The 18,778-nt window shown below is 69.3% G+C and carries 17 protein-coding genes; 10 read left to right on the top strand and 7 right to left on the bottom strand.

Annotated features, from left to right (window positions below; translation table 11 throughout):
- Nucleotides 1-9 precede the first annotated feature (9 nt).
- From ABD767_RS01995 to ABD767_RS01980, 4 genes are read right to left on the bottom strand one after another with little or no spacing between them, the layout of a single operon-like run.
- Nucleotides 10-804 (bottom strand): hypothetical protein, encoded by a 795-nt coding sequence (locus tag ABD767_RS01995; protein ID WP_103046121.1) that lies wholly within the window; start codon nt 802-804, stop codon nt 10-12.
- Entirely contained in the window at nt 794-2,389 is a 1,596-nt protein-coding gene (flhF, locus tag ABD767_RS01990; RefSeq protein ID WP_103046122.1) for a flagellar biosynthesis GTPase FlhF, read from the bottom strand. Before flhF ends, ABD767_RS01995 begins: the two co-directional genes overlap by 11 nt.
- Nucleotides 2,386-4,479 carry a flagellar biosynthesis protein FlhA gene (gene flhA / locus ABD767_RS01985; protein ID WP_103046123.1) on the bottom strand — a complete coding sequence of 698 codons (2,094 nt, stop codon included), beginning with the start codon at nt 4,477-4,479 and terminating at the stop codon, nt 2,386-2,388. The genes flhF and flhA overlap by 4 nt, the downstream gene beginning before the upstream one ends.
- Before the next feature lie 6 nt (nt 4,480-4,485).
- Nucleotides 4,486-5,652 (bottom strand): EscU/YscU/HrcU family type III secretion system export apparatus switch protein, encoded by a 1,167-nt coding sequence (locus tag ABD767_RS01980; RefSeq protein ID WP_344867925.1) that lies wholly within the window; start codon nt 5,650-5,652, stop codon nt 4,486-4,488.
- Nucleotides 5,653-5,822: 170 nt separating this feature from the next.
- Here ABD767_RS01980 and ABD767_RS01975 point away from each other — a divergent pair, with 170 nt between their 5' ends.
- Both ABD767_RS01975 and ABD767_RS01970 read left to right on the top strand, forming a co-directional pair.
- Entirely contained in the window at nt 5,823-7,349 is a 1,527-nt protein-coding gene (locus ABD767_RS01975) for an AMP-binding protein (RefSeq protein WP_103046125.1), read from the top strand.
- A gap of 53 nt (nt 7,350-7,402) precedes the next feature.
- Nucleotides 7,403-8,062 carry a DsbA family protein gene (locus tag ABD767_RS01970; protein ID WP_103046126.1) on the top strand — a complete coding sequence of 220 codons (660 nt, stop codon included), beginning with the start codon at nt 7,403-7,405 and terminating at the stop codon, nt 8,060-8,062.
- Between the two features lie 21 nt (nt 8,063-8,083).
- On the opposite strand, the gene ABD767_RS01965 is transcribed toward ABD767_RS01970, so the two are convergent.
- Entirely contained in the window at nt 8,084-8,707 is a 624-nt protein-coding gene (locus ABD767_RS01965; RefSeq protein WP_103046127.1) for a glycoside hydrolase family 19 protein, read from the bottom strand.
- 215 nt (nt 8,708-8,922) lie between these two features.
- On the opposite strand from ABD767_RS01965, the gene ABD767_RS01960 reads away from it, so the two are divergent.
- The 8 genes from ABD767_RS01960 (at nt 8,923) to ABD767_RS01925 (ending at nt 16,498) form a co-directional block, all read left to right on the top strand.
- Complete coding sequence (locus ABD767_RS01960; RefSeq protein WP_103046128.1) at nt 8,923-10,464, top strand: lipase family protein; 1,542 nt, start codon at nt 8,923-8,925, stop codon at nt 10,462-10,464.
- Between the two features lie 66 nt (nt 10,465-10,530).
- Entirely contained in the window at nt 10,531-11,574 is a 1,044-nt protein-coding gene (pyrC, locus tag ABD767_RS01955; RefSeq protein WP_103046129.1) for a dihydroorotase, read from the top strand.
- A gap of 289 nt (nt 11,575-11,863) precedes the next feature.
- Nucleotides 11,864-12,634 carry a DUF3025 domain-containing protein gene (locus ABD767_RS01950; protein WP_103046064.1) on the top strand — a complete coding sequence of 257 codons (771 nt, stop codon included), beginning with the start codon at nt 11,864-11,866 and terminating at the stop codon, nt 12,632-12,634.
- Between the two features lie 61 nt (nt 12,635-12,695).
- Nucleotides 12,696-13,574, top strand: a complete 879-nt coding sequence (htpX, locus tag ABD767_RS01945) for a protease HtpX (RefSeq protein ID WP_103046053.1) — start codon at nt 12,696-12,698, stop codon at nt 13,572-13,574.
- 18 nt (nt 13,575-13,592) lie between these two features.
- The gene (locus ABD767_RS01940; RefSeq protein WP_344867918.1) at nt 13,593-14,180 is read left to right on the top strand and encodes a LemA family protein; all 588 of its coding nucleotides are present in this window, start codon (nt 13,593-13,595) and stop codon (nt 14,178-14,180) included.
- Between the two features lie 28 nt (nt 14,181-14,208).
- The gene (locus tag ABD767_RS01935; RefSeq protein ID WP_425549881.1) at nt 14,209-15,150 is read left to right on the top strand and encodes a TPM domain-containing protein; all 942 of its coding nucleotides are present in this window, start codon (nt 14,209-14,211) and stop codon (nt 15,148-15,150) included.
- The gene (locus ABD767_RS01930; protein ID WP_103046054.1) at nt 15,151-15,693 is read left to right on the top strand and encodes a TPM domain-containing protein; all 543 of its coding nucleotides are present in this window, start codon (nt 15,151-15,153) and stop codon (nt 15,691-15,693) included.
- Nucleotides 15,694-15,751: 58 nt separating this feature from the next.
- A complete protein-coding gene (locus tag ABD767_RS01925; protein WP_103046067.1) occupies nt 15,752-16,498 on the top strand; it encodes a metallophosphoesterase in 747 nt (248 codons plus the stop codon).
- Between the two features lie 34 nt (nt 16,499-16,532).
- Here ABD767_RS01925 and ABD767_RS01920 read toward each other — a convergent pair whose 3' ends face one another.
- Both ABD767_RS01920 and cysK read right to left on the bottom strand, forming a co-directional pair.
- Nucleotides 16,533-17,687 carry a J domain-containing protein gene (locus tag ABD767_RS01920; protein WP_103046055.1) on the bottom strand — a complete coding sequence of 385 codons (1,155 nt, stop codon included), beginning with the start codon at nt 17,685-17,687 and terminating at the stop codon, nt 16,533-16,535.
- A gap of 90 nt (nt 17,688-17,777) precedes the next feature.
- Nucleotides 17,778-18,698 (bottom strand): cysteine synthase A, encoded by a 921-nt coding sequence (gene cysK / locus ABD767_RS01915; protein WP_103046056.1) that lies wholly within the window; start codon nt 18,696-18,698, stop codon nt 17,778-17,780.
- Nucleotides 18,699-18,778: the final 80 nt, after the last annotated feature.

Genomic DNA, 18,778 nt, shown 5'->3' with positions numbered 1-18,778 from the left:
AACCTGGATTCAATGGCTGTGGTCGATGCAGGGGTGATCGTAGTCGTTGTGGTGAGCGGTGGTGGTGTTCGCGCAGCCGCCTTCCAGCAGCTGCAGCGCCAGGCGACGCAGCTCGCGCGGCTGGTCGGCGCGGATCTGCGTGGTGTGCGGCGCCAGGCCCAGCATCTGGCTTGCGCTGCGCGCGAGCGCCTGCAGCGCCTCGCGGGTCTGCGCCGTCCTGCGGGCGTCTTCGGCGCCGGTCATGGCCGCGACGGTGCAGCGCAGGCCGGCGTGCAGCGCCATGTGCTTGAGCTGCAGATAGCAGGCCACCATGCCCTGGGCGCCCGCGCCGGTCAGCGCCAGCGGCGTGCAGGCGCTGCCTTGCAGCAGCGGCGCGGCCAGCGCCGGCGGCGCATACAGCAGCAGTGCGCCATAGGCGCGAAACGGGGTGACCAGCCGCCGCAGCGCCGCAGCGCCGCCGCCCTGCTGCGCCAGGCGGCGCAGGCCCAGCGCCGCGGGCAGCACCGGCAGCAGCGCGGCATCTGCGGCGCTGGCGTCCAGCGTGGCCTGCAGCGGCAGGCTGTGCGTCTGCAGCACCTGGGCCAGGCCGGGCGCGTGCGCGCCCTCGCGCGCGCTGGCGTCGAGCACCATGACTGCGTAGCCCAGCTGCTGCAGCTGGGCGCACAGCTGCCACAGTGTCTCCAGTTCCAGGTGCGAGTCGGGCGTGGCCAGCACGGGCAGCAGGCGCGGGCCCGCGCCGGTCTGCGCATTCAGGCGCTGCAGCCCTGCGCCCTGGTGGGTGGTGCCGGCGCGCTCAAGCCACATGGTCCATCTCCGTGGGCTGCAACGCCTCGGGCGCCTGCGAGAAGAAGAAGTTCAGCTCCAGCGCCTTGGGGTCGAAGGCCGAGCGCGCGTTGGCGCGCATCGACTGCGCGACCAGCGCCGGTGCGTTGGCCGCTTCCCAGTCCTCGGGCACGCGCTGGCCGCAGGTCACGCCGCGCAGCAGCGCCTGGTGGCGGATCAGCGCGTCGATGGCCGGCCCCAGCTTCACGGCCTCGTCCACCTTGGAGAGGATGGCCTGCTGCACGCCCGCGCTCTTGAAGCCGGTGAGCACCTCGTCGAAGGTGTCGCCATGGCTGCTGGCGTTGAGCACCTGCAGGCGCTCGATGCCGGGCAGCGCCAGCAGATCGAGCAGCTCGCGCTTGCGCGGGTCGCGCGGGGCGACGCCGGTGGTGTCGATCAGCACCATCTTCTTGGACGACAGCAGGCCCAGCAGATCCTGCAGCGCGGCCTGGTCGTGCGCCAGGTGGGCGACCACGCCCAACATGCGGCCGTAGGAGCGCAGCTGCTCGTGCGCGCCCATGCGGTAGGTGTCCAGCGTGATCAGCCCCACGCTGGCCGGCCCGTGCGCCTGGGCGCACAGCGCGGCCAGCTTGGCGGCCGTCGTGGTCTTGCCCACGCCGGTGGCGCCCACCAGCGCGAAGACGCCGCCCTGCTGGATCAGCGGCAGGTCGGCCGCGTCGGTGCGCAGATTGCGTTCGAGCACGCGCATCAGCCAGCGCACCGCGTCCTGCGCGCCCAGGTGCTCGGGCAGGTGTTCGAGCATGGCGCGCGAGAGCGCGGGCGAGTAGCCGGCGCGGATCAGCTTGAGCATCAGGTTGGACTGGATCGGGTCCTGGCGCGCCTGGCCCAGCCATGACAGCGTGTTGAAGCGCTCCTCGATCAGGTCTTTCATCGACTGCAGCTCCTTCATCAGGTCCTGCTGGCCGGCGGCTGCGGCCAGCGTGGGCGCTGTGGCGCCGGAACGCGCCGCGGTGTTGACCTGCGGGGCGTTGAGCGCCGCGTGCATGGTGCGCAGCGGATTGCGCGGCTGGGGCTGGGCCGGCGGGCTTTGCGGCGTGGCGGGCACCGGGGCCGCGGCGCGCACTGGCGCCTGCTCGAAGGCGCGCTCGCGCTCGCGCCCCTGCAGCACGGCCGGCGCCAGCGTGCCGTCCATGGCCTCCTGGCGGCGGCGCAGCATGCGCTCGCGCACATAGTCCTGGAACGACAGCGTGCTCATCGCCAGCTGTTCGGTGTCGCTGGCCACGGTCGATTGCGTCATCTCGCCCTGCAGCGCGGCGCGGCTCTTCTGCGTGCGCACCGGGCTGGCGGCCAGGTCGTCGGCGCGCTCCTGCAGGCGGGCCGGGGCGGGCTGGGGCGCGGGGCGCGGGGCCGCCGGGGCCTGCGCATGCAGCGCGGCGCGCGGCGAGGCGTCGTGCAGCGCGGCCAGCGCGTCCTCGGCCGTGGCCACCACCTCGACGCCGCCGTCCACCGGGCGGTTGGACAGGATCAGCGTGCCTTCACCAAAGGCCATGCGGGCCTTGGCCAGGGCTTCGCGGGCCGTGGGGGCGTGAAAGCGTTTGATGTTCATGGCGTAGCACCTTTAAGAATGGGGCCGATGCGGATGGTGTGCGTCTCGGGAATTTCGCTGTGCGCCAGCACCTGCAGGCGCGGGGCGACGCGGCGCACCAGGCGCGCAATCGCGCCGCGGATGGCGTCGGGCACCAGCAGGCAGGCGGGCAGGCCCATCTCCTCCTGCTGGTTGGCCACCTCGGCGGCGCGGTGGGTGAGCAGGTCGGCCACGCCCGGGTCCAGCGCAGGCCCGCCGCTGCCGGCGAGGGCCTGCACCAGCAGGCGCTCCAGGCCGGGCTCGATGGCGATCACGTCCAGTTCGCGCGTGGGGCCGTAGATCTGCTGCACGATGGCCGGCGCCAGCGCGATGCGCACGCGCCGCGCCAGCTCCTGCGGGTCTTGCGTGCTGGCGGCGTGCTCGGCCAGCGTCTCGACGATGGTGCGGATGTCGCGGATGTGCACCGACTCCTCCAGCAACAGCTGCAGCACCTTCTGGAACGTGGTGATGGACACCATCTTGGGCACGACTTCCTCGATCAGTTTGGGGGCCAGGCGGGTCACGTGTTCGACCAGCTGCTGGGTCTCGGTGCGGCTGAGCAGCTTGGCCGCCTGCACCTGCATCAAGTGTGACAAATGGGTGGCCATCACGGTTTCCGAATCAACCACGGTAAAGCCCGCCATTTGCGCCGCTTCGCGCTGGCCGGCGTCGATCCAGTGCGCCGGCAGGCCGAACGCGGGGTCGGTCGTGGGCGTTCCGATCAGCGGCGTGGAGATGCCGCCGGGGTTGATCGCCAGGAACATGCCGGGGTGGGCCTCGCCCTCGCCGACGACCACGCCGCGCAGTGCAATGCGGTAGCTGCTGGGCTTGAGCTCCAGGTTGTCGCGCACGTGCACCGCGGGCGGCAGAAAACCCACCTCCTGCGCAAACTTGCGGCGCACGCCCTTGATGCGCGTGAGCAGGTCGCCCTGGCGGTTTTTGTCGACCAGAGCGATCAGGCGGTAGCCCAGCTCCAGGCCGAGCAGGTCGACGGGCTGCAGGTCGTCCCAGCTGGCCTCGCCGTCGCTGACCGGCGCGGGCGCGGCCTCCTGCACGTTTGCCTGCTCCTGGCGCTGCTGCTCTTTTTGCTGGATCAGCCAGGCGGCCCAGCCCAGTGCCCCGCCCATGATGAGAAACACCGCGTGCGGCATGCCGGGAATGATGCCCAGCAGGATGAGAATGGCCGACGCCATGCCCAGCACGCGCGGCGACATGAACAGCTGCTGCACGATCTGGCGGCCCATGTCGGTGTCCTTGCCCACGCGCGAGACCACCATGGCCGCGGCCACCGAGATGAGCAGGCCCGGAATCTGCGCGACCAGCGCGTCGCCGACGGCCAGCAGGATGTAGCTGTTGGCCGCCTCATTGGCCGACAGCCCGTGCGAGAGCATGCCGATGGCAAAGCCGCCGACGATGTTGATGACCAGGATCAGGATGCCGGCGATGGCGTCGCCACGCACGAACTTGCTCGCGCCGTCCATCGAGCCGAAGAAGTTGGCTTCCTCCTGCACCTCGGCGCGGCGGCGCTTGGCCTCGTCCTCGTTGATCAGGCCGGCGTTCAGGTCGGCGTCCACGGCCATCTGCTTGCCGGGCATGGCGTCCAGCGTGAAGCGCGCCGACACCTCGGCAATGCGCTCGGCGCCCTTGGTGATGACGACGAAGTTGATGACGACCAGGATGGCGAACACGATCAGGCCGACCGCGAAGTTGCCGCCGATCAAGAAGTGTCCGAAGGCCTCGATCACCGCGCCGGCCGCGCCCGGCCCCGTGTGGCCGTCGAGCAGCACCACGCGGGTCGACGCGACGTTGAGCGACAGCCGCATCAGCGTGGTGAGCAGCAGCACCGACGGGAAGGCCGCGAAATCGAGCGGCCGGATCATGTAGGCGGCCACCATCATCACCATCAGCGCGACCGCGATGTTGAGCGTGAAGAAGGTGTCGAGCAGCCAGGCGGGAATGGGCAGCACCATCAGCGCCAGCACCGCGACGACCAGCACCGGCGCGGCCAGCCCCTGCAGCGCTGCGGCGTTGTTGCCGGCCCAGGCGCGGGCCGAGGAGATCGAGGGCGTCATGGCGGCTTACCTGCGGCGGCGTGGGCGCGGCTGCGCCTGGGGCGAATGCGGGTCGAGCTCGGGCGGGACGAGCGCGTCGGGCAGCGGCAGATCGCCCGGCTGCGGGCCGGTGCCGGCCAGCGCCGCCTTGAGCCGGTAGACATAGGCCAGCACCTGGGCGACGGCGGTGTACAGCTGCGCGGGGATGGGCTGCTCCAGCTCGGCGTGGGCGTACAGCGCGCGCGCCAGCATGGGCGACTGCAGCACCGGCACCTGGTGCGCCTGCGCCAGGTCGCGGATGTGCAGCGCCAGCAGGTCCGCACCCTTGGAGATGACCTGCGGCGCGCCCATGCTCGCCTCGTCGTAGCGCAGCGCCACCGCGTAGTGCGTGGGGTTCATCACGACGAAGTCGGCCTGGGGCACGTTGGCGGTGCTGGCGCGCTCGGCAATCTCGCGCTGCTTGCGCCGGATCGCGCCCTTGATCTCGGGGCTGCCCTCGGACTCCTTGTGCTCCTGCTTGACCTCCTGGTGGCTCATTTTCAGGCGCTGCTTGAACAGCACGGCCTGCAGCGGCACGTCGACCATGGCGAACAGGAACACGGCCAGCAGCAGCAGCGCCACGCCGCCCACCAGCCACTGGCCCACGTCGCGCAGCGCCAGCGTCGAGGGCTGCAGCACCAGCGGCGCCAGCCGCTCGACGCTGCCGTCCAGGTACTTCCAGGCGATGAACACCAGCACCGTGCTCATCAACAGCATCTTGGCGACGTTGACCAGCTGCTGCTTGGAGAACAGGTTGGCAAAGCCCTTGAGCGGGTTGAGCCGGTTGAACTGCGGCGTGATCGGCTTGAGGCTCAGGATCCAGCCGCCCGCGCCCAGCGCGCTGAGCACCGCCGCACCGGTAGTCAGCAGGCCGAACAGCACGCAGGCGGCCAGGCCCGGCAGCACCATGGTGCGCAGGCGCTCCAGCATGTGCGCCGGTGCCTTGACGGTGTTCGCGTCAAACACCAGCTGCTGGCCCATGGCCTGCTGCAGCAGCCCCAGGAAATGCGGCGCCAGCGTCCACAGCGCCACCGTCCCCATGCCCAGGATCGCCAGGTGCGACAGGTCGCGCGAGCGCGCGGTCTGGCCGTCGTCGCGCGCTTTTTGCAGCTTGCGTTCGGTGGCGGGCAGGTTTTTGTCTTGGCTGGAATCCATGGCTGTGTGTCGTTGTCGGGCGCCGGCATCGGCCGGCATGCGCCCGGGGGCCATTGTCGGAAAGCGCCGGCAAGGCTAAAGCCCGAATAAGCGGCTGCAAGCGGCGCTTATCCGCTGCGCACACTGCCCTACCATTGGCAACCATGCGCACGAACAACGAGGAGACAGCGATGAACATCGCCCATTTGCTTGCCCGCAGCGCCAGGCTGTACGCCGACCGCCCGGCGGTGCTCGGCGGTGTCCAAGTGCTGTACAGCTACGGCCGGCTGGGCGCGCGCGTTGCGGCGCTGGCCGGCCATCTGCGCGGCGCCTGCGGCGTGCAGCCGGGCGAGTGCGTGGCGCTTTTCAGCCCCAACCACCCGAACTACCTGGAGGCGCAGCAGGCCATCCACTGGTGCGGCGCGGTGGCCGTGCCGGTCAACTACAAGCTGCATCCGCGCGAGCTGGCGCACGTGCTGCAGGACAGCCGCGCGCGCGCCGTCTGCGTCTCACCCGACTCGCGCGCTCAGGCGCTGCAGGCCGGCGCCGATGAAAGCCGGCTGCTGGAGCTGGGCAGCGCCGCGTGGGAGCAGGCGGCCGGCGGCCCGGCGCTGGCAATGCACGACAGCGCGCCGCAGGACGTCGCCTGGTTGTTCTACACCTCGGGCACGACCGGTCGGCCCAAGGGCGTGATGCTCACCCACCGCAACCTGTTGGCCATGACCATGGCCTACTTCACCGACGTCGACGAGGTGCACCGCGAGGACGTGATCGCCTACGCCGCGCCGATGTCGCACGGTGCGGGGCTGTACCAGTACGCGTTTTTGCTGCGCGGCGCGCGCCACGTGGTGCCGGCCTCGGGCGGGTTCGACCCGGCCGAGCTGGCGCAGCTGGCCGCGCAGCTGGGCCGGTTGTGCCTGTTTGCCGCGCCGACCATGGTGCACCGGCTGGTCGCCCACCTGCAGGCCGCCGGGCGGGGCGGCGAGGGCTTCAAGACCATCGTCTACGGCGGCGGGCCGATGTACACCGACGACCTGCGCCGCGCGATTGCGGTGATGGGCCACAAATTCACGCAGATCTACGGCCAGGGCGAGTCGCCGATGACGATCACGGCGCTGTCTCGCGAGCAGTTGATGGACGAGCAGCACCCGCGCTGGGCCGAGCGCATGGCGTCGGTGGGCGTGGCGCACAGCTGCGTGCAGGTGCGCGTGGCCGGCGCCGATGACCGCGACCTGCCCGCCGGCGAGCTGGGCGAGGTGCTGGTGCGCGGCGAGACCGTGATGGCCGGCTACTGGAACAACCCCGAAGCGAGCAGCCAGACGCTGCGCGGCGGCTGGCTGCACACCGGCGACATGGGCAGCCTGGACGCCGACGGTTTTCTGACGCTGCAGGGCCGCAGCAAGGACGTGATCATCTCCGGCGGCTCCAACATCTACCCGCGCGAGGTCGAGGAGGTACTGCTGCTGCACCCAGGAATCAGCGAGGTGGCCGTGGTTGGCCAGCGCGACGCCGACTGGGGCGAGGTCGTCGTCGCCTTTCTCGTCGCAGGTGGCGCGCCGGTGGCCGACGCCGAGCTGGACGCGCTGTGCCTGCAGCACATCGCCCGCTTCAAGCGCCCCAAGCACTACCGCTGGGTGGATCAGCTGCCCAAGAACAGCTACGGCAAGGTGCTCAAGACCGCGCTGCGCGAGGTGCTGCAGGCGCCGCCAAAACCGTGACGATCCTGGCGCACTACCATCGCCCGTAACCACCACCCGCACCAGGACGAGCCATGACTGCCCCCGCCACGCTGCAAATCGATTTTGTCTCCGACGTCGTCTGCCCCTGGTGCGCCATCGGCCTGCACGCGCTGGAGCAGGCGGCGGCGCGCCTTGAGGGCCAGGTGGCGCTGCAGTGGCGCTTTCATCCCTTCGAGCTGAACCCGGCGATGGGCCAGGACGGCGAGGACTTGCTGCAGCACCTGGCCGGCAAATACGGCTCCAGCGCCGCGCAGATGCAGCAGATGCACGAGGCAATCGCCGCGCGCGGCGCGCAGCTGGGCTTTGTCTTCGACCAGCAGCGGCGCACGCGCATCGTCAACACCTTTGACGCCCACCGCCTGCTGCACTGGCAAAAGGAGCAGGGCGCCGAAGGCGGCCAGCGCGCGCTGGAGCATGCGCTGTTTACCGCCTACTTCACTCGCGGAGAAGACGTCAGCGACCACGCGGTGCTGCTGGCGCTGGTCGCGTCACTCGGGCTGGACGAGCAGCGCGCCGCGGCCATCCTGGCCGGCGACGAGTACGCTGGAGCGGTGCGCCAGCAAGAGGCGCAGTGGCAGGCGCGCGGCATCCATTCGGTGCCGGCCATCGTCATCAACGGCCGGCACCTGATCCAGGGCGGCCAGCCGGTCGAGGTGTTCGAGCAGGCGCTGCGCCGCATTGCGGCGCTGTAGCGGCCACTGCGCGGCCACGCGCTACGGGCCGACGGTATAGCTGATGCAGGCGTAGAACTTGCGCGCGTACACGGCGATCATCTCGGCGCAGTCCAGCCCGTTGACGATGCGCCGCGCGCTCTTCCAGTCTTCCTTGTTGCCGTCGAAGTAGTCGCTCAGCTTCTTGCCGGTGAACAGCCCCTGCTCCATGCCCTTGAGCAAAATGGTGGCCGCTACCTGCGGCTGCATCGCGCGGTCGGCTGCGGCCGGGCTGCTCGTCAGGTCCAGCCCCAGCAGCCGGCCGATGCGGTCGTAGTTGGTGCGCCAGGTCAGCTGCACATAGCCGCGCCCGTAGAACACCACGCCGTCGCCCGGGTGCGCGCCCATGCGCCGCGCCATGGCGGCGCGGTTGGGCTGCGGGCTTTGCGGGTCGTACATGCGGAAGAAGTAGTCACGCCCGCCGCGCTCGCGGATCGGCTGCATCGTGAACGCCGTCTCATGGAAGGCCGTACCCAGCGCGTAGGCCAGCCAGCGGTCGTCGGCCATGGCCCAGGACTGCTCCCAGGCGTCGAGCAGCGTATCCAGCCCGTCGACCTGCGCCTGGCGCAGCCGGCCGGTGAACAGCGTCTCGCGGCAGTGGTCAAAGAAGAACTTGCGGTTGATCATGGCCTGTCTCCTCATCGTCCGGATTGGCACCTGTGCAACGGCCGATGGACACCCCCGCGTGGCGCGCGACCCTGGCGCAAACACCGTTGCGGCGCAGACGCACAAATACCACGGCGCGGCTGGTTTGAGATATCCATGCGGCCGGGTGTGTTTCTGTTTGTTCTCCGGGCAAACCTGCTATCCCTGCAACACCACCACCGTCGGGAGTTGTCGCCATGGCCAGCCGCATCGTTGCTCCGTACTACCCCATCATCTATGTGCGCGGCTTTGCCGCGACGATGAGCGAGATCGAGGACACCACCGCAGACCCCTACATGGGCTTCAACCGCGGCGCCGCCGTGCTGCGCCAGGACTACGAGAAAAAGCCGATCCGCTTCATCTTCGAGTCGCCGCTGCTGCGCCTGATGAAGGATCACCAGTACTCCGACGCTTTCCACGACGGCGGCGACCACTACGACGCCGGCACCGCGCCGGTGCGCTCGATCTGGGTGTTTCGCTACTACGAGAGCGTCTCGCAGTCGCTGGGAACCGGCCAGCGCGTGTCCATCGAACAGTTTGCCGCCGACCTGCGCCGCTTCATCCTGCAGGTGCGCCAGGCCGTCTGCGGCGACGACGCGCAGCAGCGCGACGCCTTCAAGGTCTACCTGGTCGCGCACTCGATGGGCGGGCTGGTCTGCCGCACCTATCTGCAGAACACCTGCCGCTACGGCGCGCCCGACGCGGCGGACAACGCCGCGCTGGAGCTGACCGCCAAGGGCGCGAAGGCGCACTACGTCGACAAGGTCTACACCTACGGCACGCCGCACGGCGGCATCGACCTGATGGGCGTCAACACGCCCAACCTGGGATCGCTGGACGTGTTGCAGCTGGGCAACTTCAACCGCGACCGCATGCGCGAATACCTGCGCCTGTCCAAGGACGCGGCCGTGAACCAGCTCGACGGCGCGTTTGCGCCCGAGCGGCTGTTTTGCTTCGTCGGCTCCAACTACAAGGACTACGACGCCTTCGGCGGCCTGTCCAAATACGCCGCCGGCCCGATGAGCGACGGCCTGGTGCTGATGAGCAACGCCGTCGTGCAGGACGCGCCGCGCGCCGTCGGCTGGCGCAGCCACTCGGGCCCGCAGGGCATGGTCAACTCCGAGGCGGGCTACCAGAACCTGCGCCGCTTCCTGTTCGGCCAGTGGCGCGTCACCGCCACGCTGGAGGTAGACAGCCTGCCGCTGGCGCGCAACGTGCAGGACAAAAAGGACGCGGGCGCGGACGTCAAGGGCTCGTACTACTTCGACGTGTCCACCCAGGTGCGTGCCGGCGCCAACTACCGGCTCAACGAACGGCGCGTAAGCCAGGAGTCGGCGCTGCTGGAGACCTACGACGAACTGACCAAGCAGAACAAGCCGGTCTATCTGTTCACCGGCTACTTGCTGGAGCAGGCGCGCCTGGCCAACGACCAGGCGCTGATGTTCCAGATCGACCTGGGCATCCACGTGCCGGCCTTCCAGGTCGACCGCAAGTTCTGGTTCGACGAGTATTTCGACGGTTTTCTCTACCGCGAAACCATCACCTTCGCGGTGCGCGCCGGCACCATCCGCTACGGCCTGGCGTCGAAGAACGGCCTGGGCGAGGCGCCGGCCAAGGCCGACCTGGATCTGGGCAAGGACGGCGGCCGCAGCCTGCGCATACCGCTTGCCACGGCTGCGGGCGTGCTGCCGGGCTTTGCGGGTGCGCTGGTGCTGAGCGTCGACCCCTGGAACACCTGAGAACACGCTCCGAGCCCCACACCACAAGCCAGCCGGCCGCAGGGCGGGAATGGGACAATCGCGCCCATGACCACCCAGCCCAGCACCCTGACCCTGACCCGCCCCGACGACTGGCACCTGCACGTGCGCGACGGCGCGGCCCTGGCCACCGTCGTGCCGCACACCGCGGCGCAGTTTGCGCGCGCCATCATCATGCCCAACCTGCGTCCGCCGGTGACCACCACCGCGCAGGCGCTTGCATACAAGCAGCGCATCCTGGCCGCCGTGCCCGCCGGCATTCAGTTCGAGCCCCTGATGACGCTGTACCTGACCGACAACCTGGCGCCCGAGGAAATCGCCGCTGCCCGTGCTGCCGGCGTGGTGGCCGCCAAGCTCTACCCGGCCGGCGCCACCACCAACAGCGACGCCGGCGTCACCGACCTGCGCAAGATTTATCCGGTGCTCGAAGCGATGCAGCAAGCCGGCATGCTGCTGCTGGTGCATGGCGAGGTGACCAGCCCTGACATCGACCTGTTCGACCGCGAGGCGGTGTTCATCGAGCAGCAGCTCATCCCGCTGCGCCGCGACTTCCCTGCGCTCAAGATCGTGATGGAGCACATCACCACGCGCGAGGCGGCGCAGTACGTCGCCGAGGCCGACGCCCACCTGGCTGCGACGATCACCGCCCATCACCTGCTGTACAACCGCAACGCCATCTTCCTGGGCGGCATCCGCCCGCACTACTACTGCCTGCCCGTGCTCAAGCGCGAGGAGCACCGCCGGGCGCTGGTGCAGGCCGCAACCAGCGGCAGCCCCAAGTTCTTCCTGGGCACCGACAGCGCGCCACACCCCGCCCATCTGAAAGAGCACGCCACCGGCTGCGCCGGCTGCTACACCGCACACGCCGCGCTGGAGCTGTACGCCGAGGCCTTCGACGCCGCCGGTGCGCTGGACAAGCTGGAAGGCTTTGCCAGCTTTCACGGCGCCGACTTCTATGGCCTGCCACGCAACCGCGGCAGCGTCATGCTGCGCCGCGAAAGCTGGACGCCGCCCGGGAGCTACCCGTTTGGCGATGCCCAGCTCAAGCCCCTGGCAGGTGGCGAGGCGCTGGCGTGGAAGCTGGTGGGGTGAGCGAGGTGGCGACCGTTCTCGCTCGCGCCGGGTAGTGAAGGTGATAGCCATTCCCCCGTCATTCCGGCGAATGCCGGAATCCAGAGGCGAGGTCCCTGGAACACGGCGTTTTCCGGGGTGACGAGCCTTGAACACGTTCTTATTGATTCGGCCCTTTGAAGTAGCAATTTTTCGTCATTCCGGCGAAGGCCGGAATCCATGACTTCCTCCCAAAAGCACTGGATCCCGGCCTTCGCCGGGATGACGAGTTCAAACATCACAAGGCCGGAGCAATAGCTGGGCGCGCATGATGCACACCATCGACTGGCAAATGCCCTGGCTCGCACCCATTGCCGGGCTGGGGAAGGAAGTCGCGCACCAGGTGCAATCCGGCACCAGCGTGGCCGATGCACTCAACGCGCTGGTCGACACGGGCCAGGCTCCCGACCCCGGCGTGCGCTTCGTGCCGCAGGCCGGCCTGCCGCCGGGCATGGCCTATGAGCAGTTCATTTTCGAGCGCGCCCAGGTGCCCACGCGCGACAACCTGCACGACTTCTTCAACGGCCTGGTCTGGCTGCACCATCCGCAGGCCAAGCGGCGCATGAGCCAGATCCACGGCAGCGCGGTGGCTGCGCAGGGGGTGGGCGCCACGCGCGGGCCGCTGCGCGACGCGCTGACGCTGCTCGACGAGAACGGTGCGCTGCTGCTGGCGCCCGATGCGTTGTGGCAGGCGCTTGCCGCGCGCCAGTGGCAGCGGCTGTTTATCGACCTGCGCCCGCTGTGGCGCCAGGCGCGGCTGGTGCTGGTCGGCCATGCGCTGATGGAAAAGCTCGTCATGCCGCGCAAGCCCATGGTGACCCATGTCTACCGGCCGCCGCCGGCGCTGGCCGTACCACCCGATGCGCCGCTGGACGCCTGGCTGGCCGCCGCGCTGGATGCGGGCCACCTGCGCACCAAGCCTTTCGCGCCGCTGCCGGTTCTGGGCGTGCCCGGGTGGTGGCCCGACAACGAGAACTTTTTGTTCTATGCCGACTCTGCGGTGTTCCGGCCCGCGCGCCAGTACACCGGCACAAAGGTTTGAAAATACCGGGTCTGGCACCATTTGTGCCTTTCCAATCACAGCCTCCTTACCGAGACTCTCCATGAAACGCATTGCGCTTTTTGTCCTCACCAACATCGCCGTCGTCGCCGTGCTCGGCGTCGTCGCCAGCCTGCTGGGCGTCAACCGCTATCTGACGGCCAACGGGCTGGACCTGGGCAATCTGCTCGGCTTTGCCCTGGTGATCGGCTTTGGCGGTGCGCTCATCTCGCTGTTCATGAGCAAGACCATGGCCAAGATGAGCATGGGCGTCAAAGTCATCAACCAGCCGCAGAACCAGGACGAGGCCTGGATCGTGCAGACCGTGCAGCGCTTTGCGCAGCAGGCGGGCATCGGCATGCCCGAGGTCGGCATCTACGAGGGCGCGCCCAACGCCTTTGCCACCGGCGCGTTCAAGAATTCGGCGCTGGTCGCGGTCTCCACCGGCCTGCTGCAGGGCATGACGCGCGAGGAGGTCGAGGCCGTCATCGGCCACGAGATCGCGCACGTCGCCAACGGCGACATGGTGACGATGACGCTGATTCAGGGCGTGATGAACACCTTCGTCGTGTTCCTGTCGCGCGTCATCGGCTACGCGATCGACAGCTTCTTGCGCCGCAACGACGACCGCGACACCGGGCCGGGCATCGGCTATATGGTCACCACGCTGGTGCTCGATGTGCTGCTGGGCTTTGTCGCCGCCATCATCGTCGCCTGGTTCTCGCGCCAGCGCGAGTTCCGCGCCGACGCCGGCGCCGCGCGGCTGATGGGCGCGCGCCAACCGATGATCAACGCACTGCACCGCCTGGGCGGCATGCAGCCGGGCGCCATGCCGCAAAGCCTGCAGGCCATGGGCATTGCCGGCGGCATCGGCAAGCTGTTCTCCTCGCACCCGCCGATCGAGGAGCGCGTGGCGGCGTTGCAGAATATGCAGTCTCTGTAACCAACACGTCGCATCACCATGATCCAACGCCTGCTTGCCATCTTCGCCTTGGCCCTGCTGCTGACCGGCTGCGGCTACAACGACTTTCAAAAGCTCGACGAGCAGACCCAGTCGGCCTGGAGCGAGGTGCTCAACCAGTACCAGCGCCGCGCCGACCTGGTGCCCAACATCGTCGCCAGCGTCAAGGGCGAGGCCAACTTCGAGCAGGAAACACTGACCAAGGTTATCGAGGCGCGCGCCAAGGCCACGTCGATTCAGGTGACGCCCGAGACGCTCAACAACCCCCAGGCCTTCGAGCAGTTCCAGCAGGCGCAGGACGGGCTGACCGGCGCGCTGTCGCGCCTGATGGTGGTCTCCGAGCGCTACCCGCAGCTGCAGGCCAACCAGGCGTTTCGCGATCTGCGCGTGACGCTGGAGGGCACCGAGAACCGCATCACCGTGGCGCGGGGGCGCTACATCGAGGCGGTGCAGCAGTACAACGTGCTGGCGCGCAGCTTTCCCACCAACCTGACGGCCAAGGTTTTCGGCTACGCGGCCAAGCCCAATTTCTCGGTGGCCAACGAGGCGCAGATCAGCACGCCGCCGCAGGTGGACTTCTCCAAGTGAGCCAACTGCGCAGCGCTGGAGCCGAGCCATGAACACCCGCGCAGCCTGCATCGCCACTACGCCCGCCAGCGCACGGGCGCTGTTGGCCGCCGTGCTGATGGCCGCCACACTGCTGCTGGCCTGGGTGCTGCCCGCCAGCGCGCAGGCGCTGCGGCCGGTGCCGGTGCTCACCGGCCACGTCATCGACCAGACCGGCACGCTCAGCAACGACCAGCAGCAGGCGCTGGAGCGGCAGCTCGCCGCGCTGGAAGAAAAACTGGGCTCGCAGGTCGTCGTGCTGATGGTGCCGGTGACCGCGCCCGAGGACATTGCCGCCTACGCCAACCGCGTGGCCAACACCTGGAAGATCGGGCGGCGCGACGTGGGCGACGGCGTGCTGGTCATCGTCGCCAAGGACGAGCGCAGCATGCGCATCGAGGTAGCCAAGGCGCTCGAAGGCGCGATTCCCGACCTGGCAGCGGCGCGCATCATCGACGGCGCGATGGCGCCGCGCTTTCGCGAGGGCGACTTTGCCGGCGGCCTGCAGGCGGCGGTGCAGCAGATCCAGGCGCGCATTGCTGGCGAGGAACTGCCCGCGCCCGTGGCCGGCCAGCGCGGCCAGGGCAGCGGTGCGCCCGACATCGAGTCGCTGCTGGGCCTGCTGTTCATCGGCGCGGTGTTCGGCGGCGCCGTGCTGCGCGCGTTGCTGGGCCCGCGCCTGGGCAGCGTGGCCACCGGCGGGGCGCTGGGTGCCGTTGCCTGGCTGCTGACGGCCAGCGTGGCCACGGCGCTGGTGATCGCGGTGGTCGGCGCTCTGTTCGCCGCACTGTTCGTCGGCCGCAGCGGCCCCATCGTGACCGGTGGCGGACGCGGAGGGCGCGGCGGCTGGGGTGGTGGCGGTTTTGGCGGAGGAGGGGGCTTTGGAGGCGGCGGTTTCGGCAGCGGCGGTGGCGGCAACTTTGGCGGCGGCGGCGCCTCGGGGCGCTGGTAGATGAGCGGCACCGAACACCTTGCGCCGCGCCCAGGCATCGCCGCCCGCCTGCTGCGGCTGCTGCGCCACCGCTGGCTGGACGGCAGCGCCGCGCGGCGGCTGCCGGCCGATGCGCAAGAGCGCCTGGCCGAGCGCGTGGCAGCCAGCGAGCGGCTTCACAGCGGGCAGATCCGCATCTGCGTCGAGGCCGGGCTGCCGCTGTCCTACCTGTGGCGCGGGCTGGATGCCCGCGCGCGGGCGCTGGCGCTGTTCGGCCGGCTGCGCGTGTGGGACACCGAGCACAACAACGGCGTGCTCATCTACCTGCTGCTGGCCGACCACGCCATCGAGATCGTCGCCGACCGCGCGCTGGCGCGCGCTTGTCCCGCTGGCACCTGGCAGCAGCTGGCGCTCACGCTGGAGCAGCATCTGCGTGGCGAGTCGCTGGAAGATGGCCTGACCCAGGCGCTGGCCGAGGTGTCTGCGCTGCTGCAGGCGCACTTTGCCGCGCCGCCGGGTGCGGCGCCCGCGCCGGGGCTGCCCGACGCGCCGGTGCTGCTGTAGCACGACAAGGAGTCCTATGGCTGCGGCTGCGTTGCCGGCCGGCCGCTACCATCGCCCCATGGATGGCCCCGCACCCGCTTCTCCCTCTTTCCTCGCCCGCATTCCCGCCAATCCGCACGGGCGTGACTTTGCCGTGGGCGACATCCACGGCTGCTTCACCGCGCTGTGGCAGGCGCTGGAGCACATCGGCTTCGACCCGGCGCGAGACCGGCTGTTCTCCGTCGGCGACCTGGTCAATCGCGGGCCGGAATCGGCCCAGGTGCTGCACTGGCTGGCGCAGCCGTGGTTTCACGCCATCAGCGGCAACCACGACCTCATGGCCTGGCGCCATGCCCTGGGCCGGCCGCACCCGCAGGTTGACGTGCTGGCGCACGGCGGCGACTGGCTCACCAGCACCGCGCCGCAGCTGCTGGCCCGCATCGCCCGGCAATTGCAGGCCTTGCCCCTGGCCATGGAGGTGGCCACGCCCGGCGGCCCGGTCGGCCTGGTTCATGCCGACTGCCCCAGCGACGATTGGCAAGATCTGCGCGAGCACGCGCTCTCGCCCAGCGACCAGGACTGCTGTCTGTGGTCGCGCCAGCGTTACCAGCGCCGCTACGCCGCCCCGGTGCGCAACGTGCGCGCCGTCGTCCATGGGCACACCACCGTGCCCACCATGCAGACGCTGGGCAATGTGTTCTTCATCGACACCGGCGGCTGGCGCGGCGGCCAGGGCCATTTCACGCTGCTGGATCTGCACACGCTGATGCCGCTGCGCGGCCCCGGCCCGGCGGCAGCCGAGGCCGTTCGGCGCCGTTACCGGTAAGGACCTTGCCAAACTCCGGTGTTGCGGGGCGAGATCAATCGAACCAATCGTCCAGATCTTCCAGATCGTCTTGCAGCTCTTTTTGCCGGCGCCGTTCTGTCTTGATCCAGTACTTGAGGCCGTGCACGCTGGAGCGCAGCCCGGCGAGCTCCTGGCGCAGCATCGTGTTTTGGTATTGCGCCAGCTGCACCTGCCTGCCTAACTCGCGCAGCACCGTCGAGGGCTTGAAGCGTTGGTTGGGGTCGAGGTCGAACTCCATGCAAAACTGGCCTTGGACGGCGCTCACCTCCTGCTGCAGCTCGGCAAGCTGCTCGGCCAGTACGCGGTTGTAGTGCTTGAGACGGTCTTCGCTCAGGCCGGCGATGTGGGCCGGGTCGATCTGCTCGACTTCAAGCTGCAGCTGCAGCAGGTCGAGCAGCTTGTTGTCGTTGTAGGCCTGGTTGACGCGCTGCATCAGCGCTGTCTTGCGCGCCTGCTCGGCCGGGTCGGCCTCGCGGTCGGGGTGCAGGGCGCTGGCAAGCTTGCGGTAAATCTCGCGCACCGACTGCGTTGCCTGCGCCGCCTCCTCTTGCGCCTTGCGCTCGCGCGCATTGGGCTTGCGCGCCCGGGCCGCGTGGTGGGCCTGGCGCTGGGCTGCTCTTTCTTCCTGCTGGGCCTGCATCTGCTCGGCCAGGCGGCGCAGCAAGTCCTCGGGTGCGTCCATGTCGGCGTCCTGCAGGTCGAGGTCGACGCCGAACAGGTCATGCGCCATGGCCTCGGCCATCTCTCTGGCCATCTCGTTGCCCTCGGCTTCCTCGGCGTCGTAGTCGCTGCCGCTGTGGCGGTTGTAAACCTCCTTCAAGCTGGTGCGCAGCGCCTCGTCGGCGACGGCGTCGACGACGAACGCCAGCCGGTCGGTGATGGCCTCGCTGACGGTGTGGCGCTCGGACTTGGTCAGTTTTCTGTTGCTGCTCTCGGCGTCCAGGTGCTGCACCTGCTCGACGAGCAGCGCGATTTGCTCGCGCGCGAGCGGCTGGAGCTCGCGCGCATGGCGCTCGCGCCAGGCGGTGATGGCCTTCTCCCAGTCGGCGAGCAGCGCACGCTGCTGGTCGATGCGCTCGATGTGCCGGTTGAATTTTTTTTGCTGTGCGCTCAGCGGGGCGTCGCGCTGCGCGCTGGGAATGCGGACGGGGGTGTGATGTGTGGTCATGCTGGGGCAATTGTGCTGCCGGCGCGCAGCCCATCCAAAAAAAGCGGCCGCGCAAGGCGGCCGCTTTTGCCAGCGAGAGGGCTGCGTCGATCAGGCGGCGGGCAGAAAGCCCTCGACCGACAGGTAGCGCTCGCCCGTGTCGTAGTTCACGCCCAGCACGCGGCTGCCGGCGGGCAGACTGGGCAGCTTGTGGGCGATGGCGGCAAGCGCGGCGCCGGTGGAGATGCCCACCAGAATGCCTTCCTTGCTGGCGCACTGGCGCGCCCATTCGCGCGCGTCCTCGTCGTCGATGGTGATGACGCCGTCGATCACGCTGGTGTCCAGGTTCTTCGGGATGAAGCCCGCTCCCAGGCCCTGAATGCCGTGCGGGCCGGGCTGGCCGCCGCTGATCACGGCCGACTTGCTCGGCTCGACCGCGTAGACCTTGAGCTGCGGCCACTTGGGCTTGAGCACGCGCGCCAGCGCCGTGATGTGCCCGCCCGTGCCCACGCCCGAGATGATGGCGTCCAGCCCCTCGGGAAAGTCGGCCAGCACCTCCTGCGCCGTGGTGCGCGCGTGCGCATCGATGTTGGCGGGGTTCTCGAACTGGTTGAGCATGATCGCGCCGGGCGTCTGCTCGGTCAGCTCCTGCGCGCGGGCGACGGCGCCGCTCGTGCCCTTCTCCTTGGGCGTGAGCTCCAGGCGCGCGCCGTAGGACAGCATCAGGCGGCGGCGCTCCACGCTCATGCTCTCGGGCATCACGACGATCAGCTGGTAGCCCTTGACCGCTGCGACCATGGCCAGGCCGATGCCGGTGTTGCCGCTGGTCGGCTCGATGATGATGCCGCCGGGCTTGAGCTGGCCCGCCCGCTCTGCCGCCTCGACCATGCCCAGCGCAATGCGATCCTTGAGCGAGCCGCCCGGGTTGTTGCGCTCGCATTTGAGCCAGACGTTGGCGCCGCTGCCAAACAGGCGGTTGATGCGCACGTGCGGGGTGTTGCCAATGGTCTGCAGGATGTTGTCGGCTTTCATCGAAGACTCCGGAAAATTTCAAGGGAAATGAACGCGGCCATTGTGGCAAAGGCTTTGGACAGTTGCGCTATATCGATATG

It is taken from the genome of Comamonas faecalis, from assembly GCF_039538025.1.
In the GTDB taxonomy this organism is placed as follows: domain Bacteria; phylum Pseudomonadota; class Gammaproteobacteria; order Burkholderiales; family Burkholderiaceae_C; genus Comamonas_C; species Comamonas_C faecalis.
The sequence above is the reverse complement of the archived record's forward strand: the minus strand, read 5'-3'. Positions and strand labels throughout refer to the sequence as shown.

Bases quoted from the DNA above. Each gene is read 5' to 3' on its own strand.
- ABD767_RS01980 (WP_344867925.1), bottom strand. From the start codon at position 5,652: ATGGATTCCAGCCAAGACAAAAACCTGCCCGCCACCGAACGCAAGCTG.
- ABD767_RS01920 (WP_103046055.1), bottom strand. From the start codon at position 17,687: ATGACCACACATCACACCCCCGTCCGCATTCCCAGCGCGCAGCGCGAC.
- ABD767_RS01960 (WP_103046128.1), top strand. From the start codon at position 8,923: ATGGCCAGCCGCATCGTTGCTCCGTACTACCCCATCATCTATGTGCGC.
- ABD767_RS01925 (WP_103046067.1), top strand. From the start codon at position 15,752: ATGGATGGCCCCGCACCCGCTTCTCCCTCTTTCCTCGCCCGCATTCCC.
- pyrC (WP_103046129.1), top strand. From the start codon at position 10,531: ATGACCACCCAGCCCAGCACCCTGACCCTGACCCGCCCCGACGACTGG.
- cysK (WP_103046056.1), bottom strand. From the start codon at position 18,698: ATGAAAGCCGACAACATCCTGCAGACCATTGGCAACACCCCGCACGTG.
- flhF (WP_103046122.1), bottom strand. From the start codon at position 2,389: ATGAACATCAAACGCTTTCACGCCCCCACGGCCCGCGAAGCCCTGGCC.
- ABD767_RS01975 (WP_103046125.1), top strand. From the start codon at position 5,823: ATGAACATCGCCCATTTGCTTGCCCGCAGCGCCAGGCTGTACGCCGAC.
- ABD767_RS01965 (WP_103046127.1), bottom strand. From the start codon at position 8,707: ATGATCAACCGCAAGTTCTTCTTTGACCACTGCCGCGAGACGCTGTTC.
- ABD767_RS01930 (WP_103046054.1), top strand. From the start codon at position 15,151: ATGAGCGGCACCGAACACCTTGCGCCGCGCCCAGGCATCGCCGCCCGC.
- htpX (WP_103046053.1), top strand. From the start codon at position 12,696: ATGAAACGCATTGCGCTTTTTGTCCTCACCAACATCGCCGTCGTCGCC.
- flhA (WP_103046123.1), bottom strand. From the start codon at position 4,479: ATGACGCCCTCGATCTCCTCGGCCCGCGCCTGGGCCGGCAACAACGCC.
- ABD767_RS01950 (WP_103046064.1), top strand. From the start codon at position 11,864: ATGCACACCATCGACTGGCAAATGCCCTGGCTCGCACCCATTGCCGGG.
- ABD767_RS01995 (WP_103046121.1), bottom strand. From the start codon at position 804: ATGTGGCTTGAGCGCGCCGGCACCACCCACCAGGGCGCAGGGCTGCAG.
- ABD767_RS01940 (WP_344867918.1), top strand. From the start codon at position 13,593: ATGATCCAACGCCTGCTTGCCATCTTCGCCTTGGCCCTGCTGCTGACC.
- ABD767_RS01935 (WP_425549881.1), top strand. From the start codon at position 14,209: ATGAACACCCGCGCAGCCTGCATCGCCACTACGCCCGCCAGCGCACGG.
- ABD767_RS01970 (WP_103046126.1), top strand. From the start codon at position 7,403: ATGACTGCCCCCGCCACGCTGCAAATCGATTTTGTCTCCGACGTCGTC.